This window comes from Actinacidiphila bryophytorum (genome assembly GCF_016916835.1).
Lineage (GTDB): Bacteria > Actinomycetota > Actinomycetes > Streptomycetales > Streptomycetaceae > Actinacidiphila > Actinacidiphila bryophytorum.
In genome coordinates this window covers 78,063-102,835 of the sequence record NZ_JAFFIX010000010.1, presented here as the reverse complement: position 1 = coordinate 102,835, position 24,773 = coordinate 78,063, and the positions used below count along the sequence as shown (strand labels likewise).

The following is a 24,773-nucleotide window of genomic DNA, read 5'->3' as shown; positions in this document are numbered from 1 at the left end:
CCTTTACAGCGTGGGGGTCAGCTGCCGGCGGCGACCGCGTCCAGGGCGGCGGTCAGCCGCGGCGCGGTGAAGTCCCTGACCCAGGTGAGGCGTTCGCCCTCCGCGCCGCGCGGCACCGTCTCCGCCAGCATGATCAGGTACAGGTAGCAGCGGTAGAGGGCCAGTCGGACCCTGGCCGCCGCGTCGAAGGACGTCCGCCCGCCGGCCGCCCCGTAGCCGGCCAGGAAGGCCGGGTCGTCCTCGGCCGGGTCGTCCATCAGCGACAGCGAGGCGAAGTCCGCCAGCGGGTCGCCCCAGAACATCCGCTCGCCGTCGATGAGCGCGCCGACCGTACGCGACCCCGGCGCACCGTCCAGCAGGACGTTGCCGGGCCACAGGTCGTAGTGGACCAGCGCGGGCTCCGTCACCTCGGCCAGCGCCGCGGCCCCGCCCGCCAGCACCGCCCGTATCCCGCCCGCGGGCCGCGGCAGCCAGGACCCGAAGGCCTCGGCGTCGTCGAGGATGGTGCGTGTCATCGCCTCGAAGGCCGGCGCCCAGCGGTCGGTCAGCGGGGCCACGCTCTGCGCCGGGTAGCCGAAGCCGGGGCCGCGCACCGTGTGCAACCGCCCCACCAGGGCGCCCAGCTCCTCGCGCAGCCGCTGCTTCTCGCCTGCCGCGAGCGACCCGGCGACCTCGTACCACGGCACCCCGGTCGCGTGCGTCATCAGCAGGAAGGGCGGCTCGGCGGCGTCCTCGGCCCACTCGTTGTGCACCACCCGCGGCGCGGGCACCCCCACCGCGGCGGCGGACTCGTAGAAGAGCGCCTCGCCGCACAGCAGTTCCGCCTCGTAGCGCAGCCGGGGCCGGGCGGGCGGCGGCGGGACCTTCAGGACCAGCCGGCTGCCGTCGTCCAGTTCCACGCCGTAGAGGGCGTTGTACGTCCCGCCGGTCAGCGCCGTCCGCGCGACCACCCGCCGCGCGTCGACACCGCCCCTGGCCAGCAGTGCGTCCACCGCCCCGTCGTCCACCGCGTGCACCGCCACCGGCCGCCCCCTTCGTCCTGGGGCACCCTACGCCGCCGTGCCGCCGCCGCGGACGTACACCCGCCAGGGTGCCGGGGCTGCGGCGGGCGGGTGCTTCTCGCGCCGCGGGGATTGGGCTCCGCCCCGGTCGGACAGGCAGATCAGCGGAAGATCAGGACAGCGGGGACGTGACAGCGGGGAAGGACCGGGATGAGCCAGCAGACCACCGAGCCGCGGCCGGAGGGGCAGGCGGCGAACGCGGGCGGCACGGGCGCCGCCACCGGCCGCCGCCGGCGCCGGCTGCTGCCGTGGAAGCACCGCCGCGACCTCACCCCGGAGCAGCTGCGCCGCCGCCGGCTGGTCACCCGCGGGATCACCGGGGTCTGCGTGGTCTGCGTCGGCACCCTCGGCTGGTCCGTCGGCCAGGCCCTGACCTACCCCGGCAAGGACAGCACGGCGGCCCGCCTCGCCGAATGGGCGCGCGACCACGAACTCGGCTTCGTGGTGAACAAGCTGGAGGACATGCAGTACTCGATGAACCCGCCGAAGGTCGGCGGCGACCTGCCCGCCGACGCCCTCGCCCGGATGAAGGCCACCCAGGGCACCGTCCCCACCCCGGCCCATGTCCCCGCCCAGCCGCTGGTCCCGCTGCGCGACCCGATGCGGCCGCTGGTCAGCCCGGCGCTGCCCGGCGAGGGCGTCTACCGCACGCTGGCCGCGGCCCACGGCCAGCCGATCGTGCAGGGCACCTATGTGCGCCCCGACGGCGAGCACACCTCCTACGAGGCCGCCGTGGCCTGGATCAGCGGCAAGTACTCCCGCTTCCAGCTGCACCCCGGCTTCCGCGAGCCCGGCGGCACCTTCGACGTGCCGCCGACCATCCCCGAGGGGCAGCGCACCGGCCTTGTCGCCACCTGGAACGGCGGCTTCCGCATCACCGACGGCGGCTCGCGCGGCGGCTTCTACCTCGACGGCCGCACCGCGGGCGAGCTGCGCGACGGCGCCGCCTCCGAGGTCTTCTACCGCGACGGCTCCATCCGCATCGGCGTGTGGGGCCGCGACGTGCGCATGACGCCCGACGTCACGGGCGTACGCCAGTGCCTGGAGCTGATGGTCGACGGCGGCCGGGTCGTCCCCGACATCGGCGACGACTCCAAGTGGGGCGTCAGTGACCAGAGCCGGATGTACGTGCCGCGCTCCGGCGTCGGCGTCACCGCGCAGGGCGACGTCGTCATGGTCGTCGGCCAGGCGCTGTCCGCGCAGACGCTGGCGCAGCTGATGCAGCGGGCCGGTGCGGTGCGCGCCATGCCGCTGGACATGAACAGGGCCTGGCCGTCCTTCATGTCCTACGACGGCAGCCGCACCCCGGCCGACCCCAAGCCCACCAACATCCTTGACTTCGAGGACCCGCCGGACCGCTACTACACCCAGGCCACCCGTGACTTCGTGGCGGTCTACGCCCGCTGAGCGGCCTGCCCGCCGCGGGCCGTGCCGCCTCCCGGCCCGGGACCGGGGGCGGTTGACACGACCGGCGCCGCTGCCTAGCGTTCATATCCGTATGTGACCGAGATTCACATGTCGGAACGGGCAGAGGAGTGGGACCGTGGCTCAGCAGCGTCGCGTCGTGGTGTCGGGCGGCGGCACCGGAATCGGCAGGGCCACCGCGGCCGCCTTCGCCGCCGACGGCGAACACGTCACCCTCATCGGCCGCCGCGAGGACGTCCTGCGCACCGCGGCACAGGAGATCGAGGACACCTGCGGCAAGGGCCTCGCCGACCACTTCGCCGCCGACCTCTCCGACCCCGCCCAGGTCCGCGCAGCCGCCGCCCACATCACCGCGGGCGGCCCGGTCGACGTCCTGGTCACCAACGCCGGCGGCAACGTCGCCGCCGGCCACGACGGCACCCTCGAAGGCATCGCCGACGGCTACCTGCGCAACTTCCACGCCAACGTGCTGACCGCGGTCCTGCTCACCGAGGCCCTGCTGCCGCACATCAGCAGGCCCGGCGGCCGCATCGTCCACATGTCCTCCATCGCCGCCCTGCGCGGCCCCGGCTCCTACGGCGGCGCCAAGGCCGCCGTGCACGCCTACACCTTCGAACTGGCCCAGCGCGTCGGCGCCGACGGCATCACCGTCAACGCGGTGGCGCCCGGCTTCGTCGGCGGGACCGAGTTCTTCGGCGACCGCGCCACCCCGGAGTTCGTCGCCTCCCGGGTCGCCCAGTCCCTCACCGGGCAGCCCGGGCACCCCGCCGAGATCGCCGCCGCCGTGCAGTACCTGGCGGCGCCGGCCGCCGCGTACACCACCGCGCAGATCCTGCACGTCAACGGCGGCGCCGCACTGGGCCGCTGACCGGCGCGGGAGTACCCCCGCGCCCCGCGGGAAACACCGTGTGCTGCCGCCGCCCGCCGCGTTAGGCTCACAGGTATGGCAGCTGCTGCACAGGAAGGGCACGCCGGGAGCGTGCGGGTCGACAGCTGGATCTGGTGCGTACGGCTCACCAAGACCCGCTCGCTGGCCGCCGCCGCGTGCCGCGCCGGGCACGTCCGGGTCAACGGCGAGCGGGTCAAGCCCGCCCAGTCCGTCAAGCCGGGCGACGAGGTGCGGCTGCACCACGCGGGGCGCGAGCGGATCGTCGTGGTGTCCAAGGTGCTGAACAAGCGGGTCGGCGCCGCCATCGCCGCCGACTGCTTCGTGGACAACAGCCCGCCCCCGCCGCCCCGCGAGGACGTCCTCGCCCTGGGCCTGCGCGACCGCGGCGCAGGACGCCCCACCAAGCGCGACCGGCGCGACCTGGAAAGGCTGCGGCTGCACGGCTCGGCCCGCCCCCGCACCGGAGGCTGACCCGTGGCCGCCGTCACCGCCGACGCACCCGAGTCCCTCTTCGAGCAGTACCGCCCGCTGCTGCTCGGCCTCGGCTACCGGCTGCTCGGCAGCATGTGGGACGCCGAGGACGTCGTGCAGGAGGCGTATCTGCGCTGGACCCGCACCGACCGCGACCAGGTACGCGAACCGCGCGCCTTCCTCGTCACCGTCGTCTCCCGGCTCGCCCTCGACCAGCTCCGCTCCGCCCGCGCCACCCGCGAGGCCTACGTCGGCCCCTGGCTGCCGGAGCCCGCCGACACCGGCGAACTCGGGCCGCTGGACACCGCGGAACTGCGCGACACCCTCTCCTACGCCACGCTGTACCTGATGGAGCAGCTCACCCCGCCGGAGCGGGCCGCCTTCGTGCTCCGCGAGGCCTTCGAGATGCCCTACGACGCCATCGCCGCCATCGTCGGCGGCACCGCGGCCAACTGCCGCCAGCTGCACCACCGCGCCACCACCCGGCTCGCCGCCGCCCGCGGCGACCGCTTCCGGCCCACCGGCGAGGACCACGCCAGACTCCTCACCCGCTTCCTGGACGCCGCACGCGGCGGCGACCTCGACGCGCTCACCGGCATGCTCAGCGAGGACGTCACCGCATGGAACGACGGCGGCGGCCGCGCCCGCGCCGCCCTGAACCCCATCGCCGGCCGCGACCGGGTCATCGCCTTCGTCCTCGGCCTCGCCCGCCGCTTCCCCATCGACACAGCCCGGCTCACCGAGAGCAACGGCCAGCCCGCGCTGTGGCTCACCGTCGACGGCAAGGACCAGCTCGTCCTGCTCGACATCGAGGACGGCGTCATCCACGGGGTCTTCGCCGTGCTCAACCCCGACAAGCTCACCCGCCTCGCCGCCCGGGAACGGGACCGCGACCGGGAACACGACGGCGCCGGGCAACACGACCGCGGCGCCGGGCAACACGACCGCGACCAGGAGCACGACCGCGACCAGCAACGGGAGTCCTCATGACCGGCCCTGACGGCGCGCACCTGCTCGCCATCAGCGACCTGCACGTCGGATACGCGGCCAACCGGGAGATCGTCGAGCAGCTGCGGCCGGAGCACGACGACGACTGGCTTCTCGTCGCGGGCGACGTCGCCGAGCGCACCACCGACATCACCTGGGCGCTGAGCACCCTCACCCGGCACTTCTCCACCGTCATCTGGCTGCCCGGCAACCACGAGCTGTGGACACCGCCCGGCGACCCCGTCCAGCTGCGCGGCCAGGACCGCTACCGCCACCTGGTCGAGCAGGCCCGCGCCCTCGGCGTGATCACCCCCGAGGACCCCTACCCGCTGTGGGAGGGGCCGCAGGGGCCCGTCGCGGTCGTCCCGATGTTCCTGCTCTACGACTACACCTGGCGTGACGGCACCCCCGGCGCCGGCACCAAGGACGAGGCGCTCGCGAAGGCCCGCGCCGCCGGCGTCGTCTGCACCGACGAGATGCTGCTGCACCCCGACCCGCTCGAAGGGCTCGACGACTGGTGCCGCGCCAGGGTCGCCGAGACCGCCCGCCGCCTCGACGCGCTCGACCCCGCCCTGCCCACCGTGCTGGCCAACCACTGGCCGCTGCACCGCGAACCCACCGAGATCCTCCACCACCCCGAGTTCGCCCTGTGGTGCGGCACCGAGCTGACCGAGCAGTGGCACACCCGCTACCGCGCCGCCGAGGTCGTCTACGGCCACCTCCACATCCCCCGGGTCATCTGGCGCGACGGCGTCCGCTTCACCGAGGTCTCGCTCGGCTACCCCCGCGAATGGGGCCGCCGCGCCTCCGGCCCCCAGGGACCCCGGCGCATCCTCGAAGGCCCCCGCCGGGCGGCCCGCCGGTGATCGAACACCTGCTGCCCGCAGGCGCCTTCTCCCGTGCGGCCTACGGCACCGAGCTGGACCAGGCGCCCCTGCACCCCGAGGAGATCGCGGCCGTCGCCCGCGCCGTCCCCAAGCGGCGGCACGAATACGCCGCAGGGCGTGCCTGCGCCCGCGCCGCCCTCGCCCGCCTGGGCGTCCCGCCGGGACCGCTGCTGCGCGACCCGCACCGGGGCGCCCCGCAGTGGCCGGCCGGCGTGGTCGGCAGCATCACCCACTGCGAGGGCTACCGCGCCGCCGCCGTCGCCCGCAGCACCGACATCCTCACCCTCGGCATCGACGCCGAACCCCACGACCGGCTGCCCGACGGCGTCCTCGACGCGATCGTCGCCACCGACGCGGAACGGGCCGCGCTCGCCGAACTCGCCCTGCGCGCACCGGACATCCACTGGGACCGGCTGTTCTTCAGCGCCAAGGAGACCGTCTACAAGGCCTGGTATCCCTACCACCACCGCTTCCTCAGCTTCCAGGAAGCCGAACTCCTGTTCACCGCCGGGCCGGACGGGACGGACACGGGTACGGGTACGGGTACGGGTACGGATGCCGGCACGGCGGACCGGCGCGCGCCCGGTGGGGAGGCCCTGGCCGTCACCGGCCTCGGCGGCTACACCGCCCGAGTGCTGCTGCCCGGGCCGCTGCTCGCCGACGGCGTCGGCCCCGAGGTCTTCACCGGCCGCTGGATCGTCCGTGACGGCCTGCTGGCGACTGCCATCGCCGTCCCGGCCGAGGACGGCGCGCCCGCCGCGTGACCGCGGCCGCGGGCCGCCGGCCGGGCGTCAGGCGGAGTCCCGCTCCACCAGCGACGTCTTGAAGATCACCGAACGGGTCTGCTGCGACGGGTCGTCGATCAGCGCCATCAGCAGCCGCGCCATCTCCGCCGCCATGTCCTCCACCGGCTGCCGGATCGTGGTCAGCAGCGGCCGGGAGGCGAGCGCCGCGCTGCTGTCGTCGAAGCCGATCACCGCCACGTCCTCGGGCACCCGCCGCCCCTGGTCCCGCAGCACCAGCAGCGCGCCCTGCGCCATCAGGTCGTTGGCGACGAAGACCCCGTCGGTGTCGGGGTAGCGCTCCAGCAGCTCGCGCATCGCCCGCTCGCCGCCGACCTGCGTGAAACTGCCCTCAACGCTGGGCACATACGCATGCCCGTGCTCGGCCATCGCCGCACGGAAACCGGCGAGCCGGTCCTGCCCGGCCGGCGAGTCGAAGGGGCCGGCGACCGTGGTGATCCGCCGGCACCCGCGGGCCAGCAGCCTTTCCGCCGCCAGCCGCGCGCCCGCCTGCTGCGCCACGTCCACGTAACTGATCGGGATCGGCGTCGAGGGCCGCGCGAACAGCACCGTCGGCAGGCCCGCCTCGGTCAGCAGGAAGGGCAGCGAGTCGCCCGGTGCTATCGACACCAGCGCCACCCCGTCGATGTGCTCCTGGCGCAGGTTGGCCACCAGGGTGTGCCGGGCGTCCTCGGAGTCGGCGAGCATCAGCACCGGGTGCACCCCGCGCGGGCGCAGCACCGTCAGCAGGCCGCCGACCACCCGCCCGAAGAAGGGGTCGCTGAACACCTGGCCGAGGAAGGGGTCGTCCGCGGTGCGGTGGGCCGGCACCGAGAAGACCAGGGCCACCGAGTCGGTGCGCCGGGTGACCAGGGTCCTGGCCGCCCGGTTGGGCACGTAACCGGTGGCCGCCACCGCCTCCTGGACGATCCGCTGGATCTCCGGGTCCACATTCCGCGTCCCGTTGACCACCCGCGAGACCGTCGCCCGCGACACCCCGGCCGACCGGGCGACGTCTTCCAGAGTGGGCTGGCGTGGCCCCGCCGGACGGCTGCTCGTCATGCGTGCAGTTATACCATGGGCGGGAGAGCGCTCTCCGGGTCCCGGTGCAGGCCACAGCGCGATGGGGCGGGGTACGGCAGCCCCCCACAGGCCTGCCGCGCCCCGCCCCTGTCTCATCCGGTCCTGCCGGTCGCTCCCGGCCCGGTCACCGGCGGCCGGCCCACCGGCCGGTCACGCGTAGACCCCGAACTCGTACAGCGAATCGCCGTACGCCGTCCCGCGCTGACCGATGGTCACCCGCACGTAGCGCCCGGAGCCGCTGACGTCGAGGGTGTCGACGCCGCCCGTGCCGGTCGAGGTGGAGTAGACGTTGGTCCAGTTGCTGCCGTCGTTCGACAACTGCACCTGGTACGCCTTGCCATAGGCCGCCTCCCACGCCAACTGCACGTGCTTGACGGCGGTGTTCGCACCCAGGTCCACCTGGATCCACTGCGGGTCGCTCCAGTCGCTCGCCCACCGGGTGCCCATGTTCCCGTCGGTGGCCATGGCCGGTGTGCAGGGGCAGCCGCCCGTCGGATCGCTCTGGTACGACGACGCCGTCGTGGGCTTGCCCAGCGCCACGTTGGTGCCGCCGACCTGCGGGGCCACCACCCGGAAGGACTTGGTCTCGATCCCGACGTTGCCGTGCCCGTCGAAGGCGTACACGTACACCTTCCACACCCCGAGCGTCTTCGGCGCGGTCACCGTGAACTGCCCGTTCCCGGTCTGCGTGAAGTCCACCTGGTGCAGCCCGGTGCCGTTGTCCACGTACTTCGAGGAGTACATCAGCTGGTACCTGATCGGGTCGCCCTGCGGGTCACTCGCCGCGGCCGACACCGAGAACTGCCCGCCGGCCGGCACCGATCCGCTGTTCGCCACCGTCATCGAGCTGATCACCGGCGGGGTGTTCGCCTGCGGCGACCCGCCGTAGTCCTTGGCCACCGAGTAGTACGCGAGCCGCTTCCAGCCGCTGGGGCGGACGTTGAACCACACACCGCCGAAGTCGTTCTCGTCGCCGTAGTGGAACATCGTCGCGCCGAGCCCGACACCGGTGTGCCCGACGATGCAGTTCCACGCGGACAGGTAGGCGTCGCGCTTCTGCACGTCCGTCGGCTCCGTCGGCACCCCGTTGGCGTCGTTCGGCACCTCCCACTCGCCGGCCTCACCGGACTCGGTCACGATGTAGGGCTTGCTGTAACCGCCGTTGATCCAGTCCTGCTTGACATTGCAGACCGCGCCGTAGGAGTTGACCGCATAGAGGTCGAGCGAGGGCGTGTACTGCTTGTAGTACGGCCACGCGCCCGTCCACGCGTCGGTCGACGTCACCGGGTGGTTCGGGTCGATCGCGTGGATCGCCTGCACCACCTGCTCCACGAACTGCGCGTACGCGATCCGCTGCTGTTCGATCGCTGCCCCCGAGTAGTGGTCCTGCGTGGTCAGGATCACCTCGTTGCCGACGTCCCACATCAGCACGCCCGGATGGTTCTTGTACGTGGTCACCCAGTTCTTGATGTCGTTGAGGGTGTTCGTCTTGTACGCCGTGTCGTTGACGTAGTCCGCACCCTGGTTCAGCCAGAAGCCGTTGACGACCTTCAGACCGTAGGCGGCGGCCGCGTCCAGCAGCGGCTTGCTGCTCGCGTCCGTCCCCCAGGTGCGCAGCGTGTTGACACCCATCGACTTCAGGTCCCGCATGTGCGAGTCGGCCGTGGTGTTGGCGGGGCCCCAGGTCATCCCGCGCACCTGGTACGGCTTTCCGTCCACCGTCAGCTGCCAGTTGCCCTGGCTGCCGGTCACGTGCACACTGCTCGGCGCCGTCGGCACCGGCGGGTCGGTCAGCGGGGCGGGGGCGCTGCCGGTGGTCTGCGACACCGTCACGTTGTCGATGCTCAGCACACCGCCCGAGGAGGTGTCGGCGGCCGGTGAGGTGCAGCCGCACACCGCGTTCGGGTACGAACCGCCGATGCGCAGGCTGAAGTCGACGTACACCCCGTGGTGCACCGCTGCGTTCCAGGTGGATACCCCGACCTGCGACTCGCTGACCTGCCACACCTGGTTGCCGTCGAGATACCAGCGGATCTGCTCGTCGGAGGTGGTGCGGTCGACGATCTCCGAGTAGGTGTGGTAGCCGCTCTGGCAGCCCGTGCAGGTCGCCAGGCCGCTGGTCAGGCCGTTGTACTCGGAGCAGTTGCCGCCCGGTGCGGTCCCGCAGTGCAGGGTCGCCGACAGCTGGTTGCGGCCGTTGACGTCCTCCATGATGTCGCTCTCCCCGACGGCCGGCCAGGACGCCAGGTTGCCGCGGTAGTCGGCGCCCATCGCCCGGAAGGAGGGCCAGTAGCCGAGCGCGTTGGCCACCGAGGGCTGCTTGAGGGTAGCCGAGATCTGCAGCCGGCCGCCGGCCGGCGCGGTGAAGTCGGTGCGCTTGGTCTCGATGCGTCCCGACGTCCACGCCGTACCCGACTTCAGCGCCGTCAGGTTGAGGTGGCCGCTGCCGTCGAGCCCCACGTTGGCGGGGGAGTTGGTGGCGGTCTCGACCTCGCCGGTGCCCCAGTTCGCGGGGCCGCCGGGGTAGGCGGTGCCGGTGTCGGTGATCCAGTTGCCCGCGTCGGGGGAGGTGCCGGCGGCGCCGTTGAAGTCGTCGCTCCACACGGTCGTCCAGTCGCCGGGCGGCGGGGTGCCGGTGCTGCCGCCGTCGTCACCGCCGGTGCTGCCGCCGCTGCCGGCGGTGCCGTAGACCTGGAACTCCCACAGCGAGTAGCCGTAGCCGTTGCTGCGGGCGGTGCCGTACATCCGCACGTAGCGGCCCGAGCCGCTGACCGCCAGCGTCTCGGTGCCCGCGGCGCCGGTCGTCGTGGAGTACACCTGCGTCCAGTGCGAGGCGTCGTCGGAGACCTGGATCTGGTAGGCCGACGCGTGGTTCTCCCAGGTGAGGACCACCTTGCTGACCGTGGACGTCGCGCCCAGGTCGACCTGCAGCCACTGCGGGTCGGCCCAGGCGCTGGCCCAGCGGGTGCCCGCGTCGCCGTCCACGGCGGCGGAGGCGGGGTAGCCGGCGCCCTCGGTGGAGGAGGCGGTCGCGGGCCGGCCCTGGGAGAGCAGGGTGTCGGCGGCGTGGGCGGGTGTGGTGGGGACCGCCAGCGCGTACAGCGCGAGGCCGACGGCCAGCAGCAGGAGGAAGGCGGCACGCAGCGGGGGAGGAAGGGCTCCCGCTCGCAGGCGTGCCGAGGGCGACGCTCTCATGGCGGACTCCAGCGGTGGGGGGTGGGAGGAGAGAGACGGGGAGAGAGGGCGGGGAGGGGGAGAGGGTGGGAGATATCTGGGAGAGCGCTCTCTCAGTGGCCCTGATGGTTGCCGCTGCGTTTCCGGGGTGTCAAGGGATGCGACGCGACCGGTCCGGTGAGGGTGGGGCAAGTGGCCGTCATGTACCGGAATGTGGCGGCTGTCGGGACGGACGTCCGGCGCTCGTGGCCGGGCGGGGCTTGACATGCGGACCGCGGGCAGGCGAGTGTACGCGTACTGGGAGAGCGCTCTCCCAGTTGTTGCCCCTGTCCTCTCGCGACGCTCGTCCCCAGCCCGCCCCTCACCGCGGCCTCCCTGCCGATGGGCCGTCACGCAGCGGGCGGCGCCCGGCAGGAGGCCATGAAGGGATGACCATGATCACCCCCGGGTCCGTGTCCGCCCCGCAGCCCGCCGACACGCCTCCGATCGGCGACGGGCAGATCGACGCCCTCGTCGCACGGCTCGACCTGCCCGCCAGGATACGGCTGCTGTCCGGCGCGGGCACCTTCCGTACGCAACGGGAACCGGCCCTCGGACTGCGGGAGATGGGCGTGTCCGACGGGCCGGCCGGCGTACGCGGCGAGAAGTGGGATGAGCGCGACACCGCCCTCCTGCTGCCCTCCGCCACCGCGCTCGCCGCGACCTGGGACGAGGACCTGGTCACCGCGCTGGGCGGGCTGCTCGCCGCGGAGGCCCGCCGCAAGGGCATCCACATCCTGCTCGCCCCGACGCTCAACCTGCACCGAACGCCCGCCGCCGGGCGGCACTTCGAGTGCTACGCGGAGGACCCGCTGCTGACCGGGCGCACCGCCGCCGCCTACATCCGCGGCGTCCAGGCCGGCGGGGTCGCCGCCACGGCCAAGCACTACGTCGCCAACGACTCCGAGACCGACCGGCTCACCCTCGACGCCCGCGTCGACGAACGCACCCTGTACGAGGTCTACCTGGCGCCCTTCGAGGCCGCCGTGCGGGCCGGGGTGTGGGTGGTGATGTCCGCGTACAACCGGGTCAACGGCGTCACCATGTCGGAAAGCCCGCTGCTGGACGAGCCGTTGAAGGGCTCATGGGGCTTCGACGGGGTGGTCGTCTCCGACTGGGGGGCGGTCCGCAGCACCGAGGGCGCCGCGGGCGCGTCGCAGGACCTGGCCATGCCGGGGCCGCACCCGCTGTGGGGCGAGCCGCTGGTGGCCGCGGTGCGCGAGGGCAGGGTGCCCGTCGCCGCGATCGACGACAAGGTGCTGCGGCTGCTGCGGCTGGCCGCGCGGGTCGGTGCGCTCGACGGCTTCCCGCCGCCCCCGCCCGCCCCCGCGCCCGCCGACCCGCGCGGGCTGCTGCGGCGGGCCGTGGCCGCCGGGTGCGTGCTGCTGCGCAACGAGGGCGGGCTGCTGCCGCTGAGCCCCGCGCCGGGCGCCTCGCCCGGCGCGGCACCGTACTCCGCGCCGGGCGGTACGGCCGGGGGGCTGCCCGGCGCGGACACCGGCGGCGCCGTCCCTGCGGTGGAACCGCCGCGCGCTGTCCGGCGGTTGGCGGTCATCGGGCCGAACGCCGCCGCCGCGCGGGTGCAGGGCGGCGGAAGCGCCGGGGTCTTCCCCGCGGCCGTCGTCTCGCCGCTCGACGGGATCAGGGAAGCGCTCTCCGGCACCGGGACCGAGGTCGTGTACGCCGAGGGCGTCACCCTCGACACCCGGCCCACCCCGCTGCACCCCGGCAACTCCCGCAACCCGCGCACCGGCGAGCCCGGAGTGCTGGTCCGCTACCTCGCCGCGGACGGCACCGAGGTCTGCGCAGAGCACCGCCTCAGCGGCCGCATCCTGGAGCCGGGCGACGCGCCCGAACTCGCCCGCACCGCGGCCGCAGTCGAGGTCAGCGCCCTGGTCGCCGTCACCGTCCCGGGGGAGTGGCGCTTCGCCGTGGTCGGCCTCGGCGCGGTCACCCTGCACGCGGACGGCGAACCGCTCATCGACACGCATGTCGCCGCCGAATCCGACGACCCGACCTATGTGCACGTCGCGCCGTCCTTCCGCACCGCCGTCCGCAAGGTCGCCCCCGGCGAGCCGCTGCACCTGGTCGCCACCAGGGAGCTGGCGCCCGAGCAGGGCCTTGCCGTGGCACTCGCCGCGGATCCGCCGCGCGCGGACGAGGACCAGGCGCTCGCCGAGGCCGTCGCCTGCGCTCGCGGCGCCGACGCGGCCGTCGTGGTGGTCGGCACCACCGACGAGATCGAGAGCGAGGGCTTCGACCGCCCCTCGCTCGCGCTGCCCGGCCGCCAGGACGAACTGGTCGCCGCGGTGGCCGCGGCCAACCCGCGGACCGTGGTGATCGTCAACTCCGGCGGGCCGGTCGAACTGCCCTGGCGGGAGAGCGCTCCCGCGGTGCTGCTGTGCTGGTTCCCCGGCCAGGAGGCCGGGCACGGCCTGGCCGACGTGCTCTTCGGCCGCGCCGAGCCCGGCGGGCGGCTCCCCACCACGTGGGCCGCGGCGGCGGAGGGGGCGCCGCTGCCCGCCACCGCGCCGTCCGCCGGGGTGCTCGACTACGCGGAAGGCCCGTACCTCGGTCACCGGGCCTGGCGCCGGGCGGGCGCGGCCCCCGCGTACTGGTTCGGCCACGGACTGGGCTACACGACGTGGGAGTACGAGTCGCTGACCGTCCGCGCCGCCTCGCAGGGCGCCCTCGCCCTGGTGAGCGTGCGCAACACCGGTGCGCGGCCCGGCCGGGAGGTCGTCCAGGTGTACCTGACCACCGGCCCGGACGACCACGACGACGGTACGCTGCGGCTGGCCGGTTACGCGGCCGTGCACGCGGCTCCCGGCGAGTCGGTGGTCGCCGAGGTTCCCATCGAGCCCCGCACTCTGGAACGCTGGTCCCCGGGTGACGCCGGCTGGGTGCCCCGCCCCCACCCGTACACCTTCCACGCGGGCCCGTCCGCCGCGCACCACCCCCTGACCGCCCCCCTGACCCCCTGATCCGGGGCGTCCCCCGCCCCTGACACGGGGGACGCCCCTCCGCATCCTGCGGGGTGCCTCCATCCCCCCGCCGGCCGGTGACCCGCCCCCGAACCGACCCGCGCCCCGGCGGGGGTTGCCGCTGCCCGGCGAGGGCACCCCCCAGGGGCGCGGGGAACTGCGCGCTCAGCCTCCCCCAGGGCTTCGCCTGGGGGTGCCCCCACTCGCTTCGCCCGCCGGCCGGTGGTCCGGGGCGGACCGAACTGACCCTTCGCCTCGGTGACGACCCGCGCGCGGGTGGTGGGCTGGTCGCGCAGTTCCCCGCGGCCCTGAAAAATGTTCGCCGCCAGGCGTACGGGTGCCCTTGCACGGGAGGGTGCCGGCCACCGGGCGGTGGTTCCGGGGCGGGGGGCGCCCGCGGGGTGCGGGGGGAGTGGGGGAGCGCCGATCAAGATCGGCGTTGTCAGTGGGGGGAGCTACGTTCGGTCGTGTCCCGCCCATCTGGCGTGGACATCCCCCTGGTGCAGAGGAGATGACGCGTTGTCGGACTGGGAGAGGTCGAGCACCGTGCGGGTGGTTCCGCCCGCACGGGCGCGCAGGCTCGCGAAGGTGCCCTTCGTGGAGTTGGCCGACGGGCGGCTGCAGGGAGTGGTCTCCAGCGGCTCGGACATCGAGCGGGTCTACGTCTCCTCGGTGGAGGCGGCCGGCTTCACCTTCGCGTGCAGCACCAACAACAACCGCCCCTGCGGCGGCGCCCGCGGCTACTTCTGCAACCACATCCGCGCGCTGATCGGCGAGGCGGTGCTGCAGTACGGGGTCGAGCGGGTCGCCCGCTACATGCGGGTGGACCTGCCGGACGGGGAGCCGGGCGTGATCGAGCTGCACGGCGCGATGAGCGCGGCCCGCCCGGCGCAGGGCGACCGCGCGGCCGCCGCCCCGGTGTTCAGCCGCTTCCTGCGCCACCTGGCGTATCTGGAGCTGGCCCCGACCACCGCCCCACTGCCGGAGATGCAGTGGTTCCCGCCGACGAGGGGGGTGGCATGATGCGGGCCGACCTGCTCGCGGACCCGGTCGACGGGCTCGACGAGGCGCTGGCGGCCGTGGCCGCTTTCGACGAGGTGCTCGTCGGCGGGCTGCTGCGCCCGCAGCCGGCGCAGGCCGCGGGCCTGGCGGGGCTGGCCGCGGCGGTCGCGGGGACACCGCTGGCCGCCAAGGTGGCGGAGGCGGCGGAGAAGGCGGTGGCGGGCGCCGCGGACGAGGACCACTTCGTGGCGCTGGCCGCCGCCCGCAGCGCACTGCTCGGGTCGGTCCACGACGCGCTGACGGACCGCGTGCAGCAGGCGGCGGGCCGTACGCCGGGTGAGTGGACGGCACCGGCGCCTGCCGCGCAGCAGCCGGCGGGCGTGCTGGCGGCGGCCCGGTCGTGGCTTGCGGACCTGGCGCGCTGTGGCTGGCGCGGCATCGACCACGACGTGGTCTCGGGTGCCGCGCAGGTGGTCGGCGCGATGCTGCCCGACCCGGCGCTGCGCCGCCAGGCGGCCCTGCTGGACGGTTTCGCGGCCGAACTGGCCGCGTCCTGCCCGGGTTCCGCGCTGGAGCGGGTCCCGGCCCGCCGCTGGGCGGACCTGTGGTCCCGCGGGATGCTGCTGACGCTGCCCGGCGCGACCGCCGCGGCGCCGGCCGGCACTGCGACGGGGCGGCTGCTGCCGCTGGGCGTGGACCTGCACGAGCACGCGACGGCCGTGCAGGCCCAGGTGCACGGGGTGTTCGAGCCCGCGGACGGCGGCACACCGCTGCTGGTGCGGGCGAGCGTGTCGGCGCCCAAGCCCGACACGGTCGTCGGCGCGGGCCTGTGGCAGCTGCTGCGGCCGCACATGTCGCTGCTGGCCGCGGTCAGCGAGGGCCGCTCGATGGACCTGGTCGGCATGCCGGTCACCGCGGAGGGCGACCTGCTGTGGAGTGACGCGTACGCGCGGCAGGGCGAGGCGGCCGACGCGTTCAGCACCGCCCGGGTGGCTCTGCCCACGGCCGCAGGCGGGCCGACCGCACCGCTGGACCGGCACCCGGCACGTATCGCGGTCCCGGTCTTCCTGGAGGGATACACGGCGGAGACGGGTGACGAGGGGCTGGTGTTCGCGCTGGCCGGGCAGCGGCTGGCCGTGGACACCGACCGGATACCCGCGGCAGGACCGCTCACCCCGGAGGCGGTCGCCGCGTCGGTGGCCTGCATCGGGCTGCTGCGCTGGGACGCCGGCTCCTTCCTCGTGCAGCCGCTGGCCGTGGAGACGACCGTGCGCAAGAAGCCCGTCGCCGTGCAGGCGGGGGCGTGGGCGGGCGGCACCGCGGACAAGGCGGGCGTGAAGGCGGAGAAGGCCGCCACGGACGCGGCGGCGGTGCTGCGGGAGCGCGCGGGAAGGCTGCTGCGCAAATGACCGGGCACAGTGCACAGGGAATGCAGCCGCCCTCCCACGAGGCGCGCCGCCAGGTCGTCTACTGGCGGCTGCTCGCCCGGCTGTTCGACCCCGAGGAGCAGCCGGCGCTGGAGTCGGCGAGCCTGGCCGTGGTCGAGGACCTCGGCCTGCCGCCGGCGCTGCTCGACCCGCAGGCGTCCGTGGACTCCGTGGTGCAGCGCCACCCGGACCTGGCCGCCGAGTTCGACGGCCTGATGCTGCCGCCCCAGGACGGCGAACCGGGCGACGGCGAGCCGGACGCCGGCGCGCGGGACCGGGCTGCCGAGGTGCGCAGGGCCGCCCTGGTCTCGAAGGTGCTGCTCAACGTGTTCGCGACCGGCAGCGGCACGGTCACCGCGGGTCAGCTGGCCCGGTGGCAGTCCGACGCGGGCTGGCTGGAGCGCGCGCTCGGCTGCGCGCCGGGCGAGCTGCGCGGGGGCCGGGCGGCGGGCGGCAGCGGCCGCGGGTCCGGCGCGGCCGGCGGCTCCGGGGGAGGCGGCGGACGCGGCGTGAGCCCGTACGGCAGCGGCGGCGGGGGCAGGACCCCGGACCTGAGCCGGCTCGTCCCGGCGATCGGCCCGGAACTGGGCGCGATCGAAGCCGACCTGGTCAAGCGGATGCACCTGCGCGAGGTCCTGGCCGACCCGCGGCTCGCCTCGCAGCTGACGCCGAGCATGTCGCTGATCGAGCAGCTGCTGCGCGACAAGGACAACCTGTCGGGCCTGGCACTGGCCAACGCCAAGGCGCTGATCCGGCGTTTCGTCGACGAGGTCGCCGAAGTGCTGCGCACCCAGGTGGAGAAGGCCACCGTCGGCGCGGTCGACCGCTCGATCCCGCCGAAGCGGGTCTTCCGCAACCTGGACCTGGACCGCACCATCTGGAAGAACCTCACCAACTGGAGCCCCGAGGAGCAGCAGCTCTACGTCGACCGGCTCTACTACCGCCACACCGCCCGGCGTACGACCCCGCAGCGGCTGATCGTGGTGGTCGACCAGTCGGGCTCCATGGTGGACTCGATGGTCAACTGCACCATCCTGGCGTCGATCTTCGCCGGGCTGCCGAGGGTCGACGTGCACCTGATCGCGTACGACACCCAGGCGCTCGACCTCACCCCGTGGGTGCACGACCCCTTCGAGACGCTGCTGCGCACCAACCTCGGCGGCGGCACCGACGGCACCGTGGCCATGGCCCTGGCGCAGCCGAAGATCGCCGAGCCGCGCAACACCGCCGTGGTGTGGATCTCCGACTTCTACGAATGGCAGACGGAGCCGCTCTTCGCGAGCATGGCCGCCGTCCACCGCTCGGGCGCGAAGTTCATCCCCGTCGGCTCGGTGACCAGCTCGGGCCGGGGCAGCGTCAACCCGTGGTTCCGGGAGCGCTTCAAGGACCTCGGCACCCCCGTGCTCTCCGGCCACATCCGCAAGCTCGTCCACGAACTCAAGACCTTCCTCGCCTAGAAAGGCTCCGAAATGTCCGACCTGTTGCGCGCCCCCGCGGAGATCAAGTACGCCGAGGAGCTGGACTGGCTGGAATCGGTCGACGACGGTCCCAAGCCTTTCACCTGGCGGCTGTCGCCGAAGATGGTCCGGCTGTTCGTGCTCGGCTCCGAGCGCTCCGACGGGCTCGACCGGGAGATCGCCCCGAAGTGGTTCGGCGACCGCGGCTTCGTGGAGCGCTCCATCGTGACGCTGGCCTCCGACCGCGGACTGCTGCTGATCGGCGACCCCGGCACCGGCAAGAGCTGGCTGGCCGAGCTGCTGTCCGCCGCCATTTGCCGCAACTCCACGCTGGTCGTGCAGGGCACCGCCGGCACCACCGAGGACCACATCAAGTACTCGTGGAACGTCTCGATGGTCATCGCCAAGGGCCAGTCCCGCGAGTCGATGATCCCCTCGCCGATCATGACGGCGATGGAGGCCGGCGCGATCGGCCGCTTCGAGGAGCTGACCCGCTCCACAAGCGACGTCCAGGACGCGCTGATCTCGATCCTGTCGGAGAAGTACATCTCGGTGCCTGAGCTGGACAACGGCGGCGGCGACAACATCGTCTTCGCCAAGCCCGGCTTCTCCGTCATCGCCACCGCCAACAGCCGCGACCGGGGCGTCAACGACCTGTCCTCCGCGCTCAAGCGGCGCTTCAACTTCGTCCGCATCCCGGTGGTGACCAACAAGAAGAGCGAGGCGGAGATCGTCCGCTTCCGCACCGAGGAGCTGCTGCGACGGCACCAGATCGAACTGGACGTGCCGCCGACCCTGCTGGACGTGCTGCTGCAGAGCTTCGCCGACCTGCGCACCTCGGCCGCCGCGGCGGGCAGCGACGACGAGAAGCTGGAGTCCGCACTGTCCACCGCCGAGCAGATCGGCGTCCTGGAGGACGCCATCCTGCACAGCAACTTCTTCGGCGAACGCGCCCTGACCGCCCACACCCTGGCCTCCTCGCTGGTCGGGTCGCTGGCCCGCCGCGAGCCCGAGGACCTGGCGATACTGAACAAGTACCTGCACGGTGTGGTGGAGCCGCGCAGCAGGGAAGAGGGCGGCTCCTGGCCGGAGTTCCTCGAAGGCGGCCGCGACGCGATCGCCACCCTGTCGTGACGGCCGTCGAGCAGGCACCCGCACCGGCCGGGAAGACCGACGGGTCCTTCGACGCGCTGCGCGCGCAACTCCAGCAGGCGGCAAGCGACTTCGCCGACGGCCCGGACGCCCTCGAAGGCATCCTGCGCGGCATCGTGGACGACGTCGACCGGGCGGTGCGCGAACCGCTGGAGATCTTCCCGGTCTGCCACCACTCGCCCGCCTCGGCCGTCGCGATGGCCAGGCGGCTGCGCGAGAAGCAGCCCAGGACCGTCTACCTGGAGCTGTGCGAGGACATGGCCCCGCTGCTGACCGAGCTGCGCAACTGCCGGCTCCCGGTGGCGGTCCAGGCCTACGCGGGCGACGTCGACGGCTTCCCGCCCGAGTGGGCGCCGCTGTCGGTCGTCGCGCCGATCACCGAGGCGTCGGCCGAGTACCAGGCCATCGCCTACGCGTTGGACACCCCCGGCGTCGAACTCGTCCTGGTCGACCGGTCGAGCGACCACGTCTTCCAGTGGCAGGCGCGCGACAGCAGGACCGCGGGACCCGACGGCGGCCGGGGGAAGGGCACCGGCCCCGACGCGGCACCGGCCGAGGAGGAAGCCGCGCTGCACGGCGACGCGGTGGGCGTGGAGATCGGCGACCTGCGCCCGCGCTTCGCCGAGCTGGAGGAGCACCTGCTGCGGCACGGACGGGTGCGGCACTGGTCGGAGTGGTGGCACCAGTACGTCGAACTCCCGCTCGGCGACAGCGACCACGACACGTACCGCCAGGTCATGCTCCTGATCGGCAGCCTCTTCCGGCGGCTCGCGCCGGGCGACGCCGAGCGCGTCGGCGTCGACGAGGACCGCGAGCGCTACATGTGGACCCGGATGCGCGAGCACCTGGCCGCGTCCGGCGCCGACCCCGCCGACTGCCTCTACGTGTGCGGCGCCTTCCACGCGGCCAGCCGGGTCGCCGAGTTCGGTGTCGCGGGCAGCGACGGCTTCGAGATCACCCCGCGCAGCGCCAGCACCTGGCAGTACGGCCTCATCCCGTCCAGCCACACCGCGATCGAGGCGCAGTTCGGCCTCGCCGCCGGCTCGGTGTCGATCGCGGCGGCGCAGTGGGCCAAGAACCTCAGGCGCACCCGGGTGCAGCCCTTCCGGCTCGCCGGGCAGGCGGGCGCGAAGAAGCCGGCCAAACGGGCCGCCGCAGCCGCCGCCGCACCCGTGGAAGGGGCGGTGCGGGCCGACCGGCTCACCGGCTTCCTGCAGCGCCCGCCGGTGCTCGACCGGCTCGACGAGGCCGAACTGCTCGGCTGGTCCGTCGACATCGTGCGGGCCGCCCGCAGAGCCGGCTACCTCGCCTCGACCGCCGACGCCATCGCGGTCTTCGAGACCTCGATCCTGCTGGCCGGCATGCGCGACCGGGCCAGGCCCACGCCGTACGACTTCCAGGACGCGGCAGTCACCTGCATCGAGAAGGACACCGTGCCGGGCCGCAGGGACGTGCGCCGGCTGGTCGAGATCATGATGGGCGGCGACCGGATCGGCCAGGTCGGCTACGACGCGTTGCCGCCGCTGGCCCGCGACGTCCACGACCGGCTCGCACCGCTCGGCCTCAAGCTCCAGCAGCGCGGTGTGCAGCGCGCGCTGCTGGACATGGCCTCGCAGCCGGAGCTGTCCGCCTGCTCCGACGTGCTGTGGATGCTGCGCCACCTGATGCCGCACGGCACCGCACGGCCGATCATGGGCGAGCGGCGGCTCGGCGAACGCCCCATCCAGGAGTCCTGGGACGTCGCGCTCGGCACCCACCAGCGGGCGCTTGTCGAGCTGGGCTACGAGGGCGTCAGCATCGAGCAGGTGCTCGAACAGCGGCTGCGGCGGGCGGCGTACGACCCGAAGGCGACCACGGCCACCGTGCTGCAGGCCGTCGAGGACGCCACGCTGTATCTGCGCAGCCGCCGGCTCGCCGACGAACTGGGACAGCGCGCCCTGGAGGTGCTGGCGACCGAGCGCAGCGTCGACGGCGCCCCCGAGGTGCTGCGCCGGGTCCGCGGGCTGCTGGCGTACTACCGGACCAGCGAGCCGGTGCTGCCGCCGTGGGTCGAGGCGTTCGTGACGACCGGTTACGCGCACTACTGCACACTGCTGCCGACCGCCTTCACCGACGAGGACGCCACGGTCGCGCAGGTCGCGGCGATGCTGGGCTTCCTGTTCAGCATGGAGAGCCTGGCGCTGTCGCTGGGCTGCGACCGCACCCAGCTGGAGCTGTCCTTCGCCCAGTCCCACCCGCAGGAGCCCGCCCGGGTGGCGCTGCTGTGGGCGGCTAAGGTGCGGCTCGGGCAGCTGACCCGGGCCGAGCTGCGGGCGCGCTGCGACGACCTGCTGGGCAACCCGCTGGTGGTGCCGGCCTACCCGCGCTACCTGAGCGGCTTCCTGCACGCGCTGGAACCGGTGCCGCAGCTGGCGGACTTCGTGGTGGAGCTGGTCTCCAGCGCCTTCGCCCGGCTGCCCGACCCGGTGCTGCTGCCGTGGCTGCCGACGCTGATCGGCACCCTGCGGGCCGGCGGCGCGGAGCTGGCGCCGCTGCTGATCCGCGAGGCGGGGCGGATCTTCCCCGCGCGGCTGGCGGACCTCGACACCTGGGTGCCGCCGTGGCTGGCGGAGGACGCCCCGGCCGCAGTGCCGCTGCCGGCGGCCGGCGCGGGCGGCGGTGCCGCCCTGCTGGCGGAGCACCCGGCGGCCTGCGACGCGCTGGCGGAGCTGCTGGGCTGCGAGGAGGGCTGGGCGCCGGCCGGGGCAGGCGCACCGGGCCTGGCGCTGGCCGGGCGGCACCCGCAGACGGCGGAGGCACTGGCGGCGCTGCTGACGGTGTGACGGGCCGACGGTGTGACGGGCCGACGAGGGGCCGGGCCGACGGGGGGCCGGGAGGGACGGCGGCGGGCACAGCGGCCGGGTGTACGGTCCGGCAGGATCCGCGCAATTCAGGGAGAGCGCTCCCCGAAGGGCGGCGGGAAGGCCGCGATCTGGCACTATGTGCCATGTCGTCGCGATTCCCCGGGGGTGCGGTGCGGCAGGGCGGCACCCCGGTTCCGACCGGCCGGGTCCCGCGCCGCGACCGGCGGACCAGGCGGACTGCAAGGACCGAGACCATGAGGGGGAGCCCGGTGACGCGCGAGGTGGGCCGGACGACGAGAGACCTTCGTCGGCACAATCGCACCTCCGTGCTGACCAGGCTCTACCTGCACGGACCCGCCAGCCGCTTCGACCTGATGAAGGCCACCGGGCTCAGTTCGGCCACCGTCAGCAACGTCGTCACCGGCCTGGTCGCCGACGGCCTGGTCGCCGAGGCCGGCCTGCTGGACTCCGACGGCGGCCGGCCGCGCACCCTGCTCGAAGTGCGCCCCGGATACGCCCAGGTGGTCGGGGTCGACATCGGCGAGACCCACGTCCAGGTCGGCCTCTTCGACTGGACCCTGGACACCGTCGCCACCGCCACCTACCCGATGGACGAGGGCCGCCCCGACCCCGGGGTGCTCGCCGAGCTGGTGCGGGCGGGCATCGAGGAGGTCACCGCGAAGGCGGGCGCCGATCCGGCCGCGCTGCTCGGCGTCGGCGTCGGGGTGCCCGGCGCGGTGCTGCCCGACGGGCTGGTGCACGCGCCGACCCTGGGCTGGGCCGACGTGCCCTTCGACGCGCTGCTGCGCCCGCACGTGCCTGCGCCGCTGCACCTGGACAACTGCGCGCGCACCCTGGGCCAGGCGGAGATGTGGCGGGGCGCGGGCCGCGGCGCCGAGCGGGCCATCGTCGGCCTGCTCGCGGTCGGCGTGGGCGCCGCGGTCGCCACCGGCTCGCCCGGCGGGGTGACCAGCACCACCAGCGAGTGGGGCCACACCGTGGTGGAGGCCGGCGGCGCGCTCTGCCGGTGCGGTTCGCACGGCTGCCTGGAGGCCTACGTCGGCGCGGACGCGATCCTGGAGCGCTACGGGCGGCTCGCCGGGCTGCCGGAACCGGCCGCGCCCGGGCGGGAGTTGCCGGAGGACGCAGGCGCCGCATCGGGCCGGCCCTCCGGCCGCGGCGCCGACACCGAGGCGCGGCTCGCCGCGCTGGTCGCCGACGCGGCTCTGCCGGGTCCCGCCGCCGACACGGTCCGCGCCACCGCCGAATACCTCGGCATCGGGATCGCGAACCTGATCAACCTGCTCGGCCCCGACCGGGTCATCCTCTCCGGCTGGGTGAGCGCCGCCATGGGTCCCGCGATGCTGCCCGCGGTGCGGGACGCGGCCCGCCGGCACACCCTGGACTACCTGGCCGAGCGCACGGTGCTGGAGCTGGGCCGCCTCGGCCCCGAGCAGGTCGCCCTCGGTGCGGCCACCCTGCCGGTGCACGAACTGCTGACGGCCGGCGGCCGCTGAGCCCGGCGGGCCCGTAGCAGCCCGCCCGTATCGGCCGCCCGCATCCGCGGAAAATCTTGCGTCACGACCGTTGACCCCCCATCGGCTTCTACTTAGTTTAAGTGCGAGAAAAAGCGGCGCGAGCCGTCACCCTTCCGCACCCTGGAGCACGTATGCCCTCCCAACCCGGCGACGGCCGGCTGTACATCGACGGAGCCTTCGTGCCCGCCGCCTCCGGACGCACCGGGGTCGTCGAGGAGAAGGCCACCGGCAAGCCGATCGGCAGCTACGCGCTCGGTTCGGCCGCCGACATCGACCGGGCCGTCGCCGCCGCCAGGGCCGCACAACCCGCCTGGGGAGCGCTCTCCGCGCCGGAGCGTGCCGGGTATCTGCGGGCGTTCTGCGGGTATCTGGAGGCGCACCGAGAGGAGCTGGTCGAGCAGAGCATGCGGGAGACCGGCGGAGTGCGGGCCAAGGCGGAGGACGAGGTCGGCACCAGCATCAAGCAGCTGGCCCTGTCCGCCGTCCAGGTCGGCGAGAACGCCGGCGACATCCTGCCCCCGTACAAGGCGGGCAAGCTCTCGCTGTCCCGTGCGGTGCCGCTGGGCGTGCTGGGGCTCATCACGCCCTGGAACTACCCGATGAACCTGGCGATGCGCGCCCTCGCGCCCGGGCTCGCCTTCGGCAACACCGTGGTCCTCAAGCCCGCCGAGCTGACCCCGGTGATCGGCGGCCAGGTGCTGGCCGCCGCCGCCGACCACGCGGGCCTGCCGCCCGGGGTGTTCAACGTCGTCACCGGCGACGGGCCGGACGCAGGCTGGCCGCTGGCCCGCCACCAGGGCCTGGACATGCTGGACTTCACCGGTTCACGCGAGGTGGGGCTCGCCATCGACCGGGCCGCGGCGGGCGAGCTGCGCGACATCCGCCTCGAACTCGGCGGCAGCAACGCCTTCGTGGTGCTGGACGACGCCGACATCGAGGTCGCCGCGAACTGCGCCATGATCGCCTCGCTGGAGTTCCAGGGCCAGACCTGTATCAGCGCCAGCCGGCACATCGTGCAGCGCGCGGTGGCCGACGACTACCTCGACGCCCTGACCCGGCGGGCCGCGGCCCTCACCGTCGGCGACCCCTTCGACCCCGGAACCGCACTCGGCCCGCTGATCAGCGCGGCCCAGCGGGACCGGGTGCACCGCACGATCGTGGAACCCTCGCTCGCGATGGGCGCCCGCCTGGTGACCGGCGGCACCTACGACGGGCTGTTCTACCGGCCCACCGTGCTCGCCGGCGTCACACCGCAGATGCCCGCCTTCCGCGAGGAGATCTTCGGCCCCGTCATCCCGGTGACCGTCGTGGACACCGAGGCGGAGGCCGTGGCCCTGACCAACGGCCTGCCGATGCTGATGAACTCGGTCTTCACCCGCGACCTGGTGCGCGGTCTGTCCGTCGCCGAGCAGCTGCAGGCCGGCGAGGTCCACGTCAACGACGCGCACGCCAGGCACGGCGCGGAGAACCAGATGCCCGGCTTCACCCGGCGCCAGTGGATCGGCCTGCAGCGCACCCCCCTGAACTTCCCGGACTGGGCCACCGCGCCCGCCACGCAAGAGAGCTGAGGAC

At 74.1% G+C, this 24,773-nt stretch carries 16 protein-coding genes and 2 pseudogenes; 14 read left to right on the top strand and 4 right to left on the bottom strand.

Translation table 11 applies throughout. From position 1 onward, the window contains the following. Positions 1-17: 17 nt before the first annotated feature. Positions 18-1,022 carry a phosphotransferase family protein gene (locus tag JT723_RS16970; RefSeq protein WP_251513659.1) on the bottom strand — a complete coding sequence of 335 codons (1,005 nt, stop codon included), beginning with the start codon at positions 1,020-1,022 and terminating at the stop codon, positions 18-20. A 189-nt stretch (positions 1,023-1,211) separates the two neighbouring features. On the opposite strand from JT723_RS16970, the gene JT723_RS16965 reads away from it, so the two are divergent. The 6 genes from JT723_RS16965 to JT723_RS16940 all read left to right on the top strand — a co-directional run bounded on the left by JT723_RS16965 (position 1,212) and on the right by JT723_RS16940 (position 6,484). Beyond that, on the top strand, positions 1,212-2,468 hold the full coding sequence (locus tag JT723_RS16965) for a phosphodiester glycosidase family protein (protein WP_205045482.1): 1,257 nt from the start codon (positions 1,212-1,214) through the stop codon (positions 2,466-2,468). A 136-nt stretch (positions 2,469-2,604) separates the two neighbouring features. After that, the gene (locus JT723_RS16960; protein ID WP_205045481.1) at positions 2,605-3,354 is read left to right on the top strand and encodes an SDR family NAD(P)-dependent oxidoreductase; all 750 of its coding nucleotides are present in this window, start codon (positions 2,605-2,607) and stop codon (positions 3,352-3,354) included. A 75-nt stretch (positions 3,355-3,429) separates the two neighbouring features. Next, on the top strand, positions 3,430-3,846 hold the full coding sequence (locus tag JT723_RS16955) for an RNA-binding S4 domain-containing protein (RefSeq protein ID WP_205045480.1): 417 nt from the start codon (positions 3,430-3,432) through the stop codon (positions 3,844-3,846). Positions 3,847-3,849: 3 nt separating this feature from the next. Further along, entirely contained in the window at positions 3,850-4,836 is a 987-nt protein-coding gene (sigJ, locus tag JT723_RS16950; RefSeq protein ID WP_205045479.1) for an RNA polymerase sigma factor SigJ, read from the top strand. Then, positions 4,833-5,699 carry a metallophosphoesterase family protein gene (locus tag JT723_RS16945; protein ID WP_205045478.1) on the top strand — a complete coding sequence of 289 codons (867 nt, stop codon included), beginning with the start codon at positions 4,833-4,835 and terminating at the stop codon, positions 5,697-5,699. Before sigJ ends, JT723_RS16945 begins: the two co-directional genes overlap by 4 nt. Further along, positions 5,696-6,484 (top strand): 4'-phosphopantetheinyl transferase family protein, encoded by a 789-nt coding sequence (locus JT723_RS16940; protein ID WP_251513662.1) that lies wholly within the window; start codon positions 5,696-5,698, stop codon positions 6,482-6,484. The genes JT723_RS16945 and JT723_RS16940 overlap by 4 nt, the downstream gene beginning before the upstream one ends. 27 nt (positions 6,485-6,511) lie before the next feature. On the opposite strand, the gene JT723_RS16935 is transcribed toward JT723_RS16940, so the two are convergent. The 3 genes and pseudogenes from JT723_RS16935 to JT723_RS36440 all read right to left on the bottom strand — a co-directional run. Continuing rightward, on the bottom strand, positions 6,512-7,564 hold the full coding sequence (locus tag JT723_RS16935; RefSeq protein WP_205045476.1) for a LacI family DNA-binding transcriptional regulator: 1,053 nt from the start codon (positions 7,562-7,564) through the stop codon (positions 6,512-6,514). Between the two features lie 171 nt (positions 7,565-7,735). Then, positions 7,736-9,391, bottom strand: a pseudogene (locus JT723_RS36445) (discoidin domain-containing protein); the annotation flags it as partial. A 903-nt stretch (positions 9,392-10,294) separates the two neighbouring features. Further along, a pseudogene (locus JT723_RS36440) lies at positions 10,295-10,780 on the bottom strand (discoidin domain-containing protein); the annotation flags it as partial. A gap of 413 nt (positions 10,781-11,193) precedes the next feature. On the opposite strand from JT723_RS36440, the gene JT723_RS16925 reads away from it, so the two are divergent. From JT723_RS16925 to JT723_RS16890, 8 genes are all read left to right on the top strand, one after another. Continuing rightward, positions 11,194-13,782, top strand: coding sequence for a glycoside hydrolase family 3 C-terminal domain-containing protein (locus JT723_RS16925; protein ID WP_205045622.1), 2,589 nt, complete (start codon positions 11,194-11,196; stop codon positions 13,780-13,782). A 519-nt stretch (positions 13,783-14,301) separates the two neighbouring features. Further along, positions 14,302-14,805: a hypothetical protein gene (locus tag JT723_RS16920; protein ID WP_205045474.1), complete on the top strand. Its 504-nt coding sequence runs from the start codon at positions 14,302-14,304 to the stop codon at positions 14,803-14,805. Further along, positions 14,805-16,193, top strand: coding sequence for a hypothetical protein (locus tag JT723_RS16915; RefSeq protein ID WP_205045621.1), 1,389 nt, complete (start codon positions 14,805-14,807; stop codon positions 16,191-16,193). Before JT723_RS16920 ends, JT723_RS16915 begins: the two co-directional genes overlap by 1 nt. Further along, positions 16,190-17,668 carry a VWA domain-containing protein gene (locus JT723_RS16910; protein ID WP_205045473.1) on the top strand — a complete coding sequence of 493 codons (1,479 nt, stop codon included), beginning with the start codon at positions 16,190-16,192 and terminating at the stop codon, positions 17,666-17,668. The genes JT723_RS16915 and JT723_RS16910 overlap by 4 nt, the downstream gene beginning before the upstream one ends. Before the next feature lie 12 nt (positions 17,669-17,680). Further along, positions 17,681-18,802 carry an ATP-binding protein gene (locus JT723_RS16905; protein WP_205045472.1) on the top strand — a complete coding sequence of 374 codons (1,122 nt, stop codon included), beginning with the start codon at positions 17,681-17,683 and terminating at the stop codon, positions 18,800-18,802. After that, the gene (locus JT723_RS16900; RefSeq protein WP_205045471.1) at positions 18,799-21,642 is read left to right on the top strand and encodes a DUF5682 family protein; all 2,844 of its coding nucleotides are present in this window, start codon (positions 18,799-18,801) and stop codon (positions 21,640-21,642) included. The genes JT723_RS16905 and JT723_RS16900 overlap by 4 nt, the downstream gene beginning before the upstream one ends. Positions 21,643-21,989: 347 nt before the next feature. Continuing rightward, positions 21,990-23,180 carry an ROK family transcriptional regulator gene (locus JT723_RS16895; protein WP_251513665.1) on the top strand — a complete coding sequence of 397 codons (1,191 nt, stop codon included), beginning with the start codon at positions 21,990-21,992 and terminating at the stop codon, positions 23,178-23,180. 152 nt (positions 23,181-23,332) lie between these two features. Further along, positions 23,333-24,769: an aldehyde dehydrogenase family protein gene (locus JT723_RS16890; protein ID WP_205045469.1), complete on the top strand. Its 1,437-nt coding sequence runs from the start codon at positions 23,333-23,335 to the stop codon at positions 24,767-24,769. Positions 24,770-24,773 lie beyond the last annotated feature (4 nt).

Excerpts from the sequence above, each read along its gene's own strand:
- JT723_RS16965 (WP_205045482.1), top strand. The coding sequence starts at position 1,212 with ATGAGCCAGCAGACCACCGAGCCGCGGCCGGAGGGGCAGGCGGCGAAC.
- JT723_RS16955 (WP_205045480.1), top strand. The coding sequence starts at position 3,430 with ATGGCAGCTGCTGCACAGGAAGGGCACGCCGGGAGCGTGCGGGTCGAC.
- JT723_RS16945 (WP_205045478.1), top strand. The coding sequence starts at position 4,833 with ATGACCGGCCCTGACGGCGCGCACCTGCTCGCCATCAGCGACCTGCAC.
- JT723_RS16935 (WP_205045476.1), bottom strand. The coding sequence starts at position 7,564 with ATGACGAGCAGCCGTCCGGCGGGGCCACGCCAGCCCACTCTGGAAGAC.
- JT723_RS16925 (WP_205045622.1), top strand. The coding sequence starts at position 11,194 with ATGATCACCCCCGGGTCCGTGTCCGCCCCGCAGCCCGCCGACACGCCT.
- JT723_RS16915 (WP_205045621.1), top strand. The coding sequence starts at position 14,805 with ATGCGGGCCGACCTGCTCGCGGACCCGGTCGACGGGCTCGACGAGGCG.
- JT723_RS16910 (WP_205045473.1), top strand. The coding sequence starts at position 16,190 with ATGACCGGGCACAGTGCACAGGGAATGCAGCCGCCCTCCCACGAGGCG.
- JT723_RS16905 (WP_205045472.1), top strand. The coding sequence starts at position 17,681 with ATGTCCGACCTGTTGCGCGCCCCCGCGGAGATCAAGTACGCCGAGGAG.
- JT723_RS16890 (WP_205045469.1), top strand. The coding sequence starts at position 23,333 with ATGCCCTCCCAACCCGGCGACGGCCGGCTGTACATCGACGGAGCCTTC.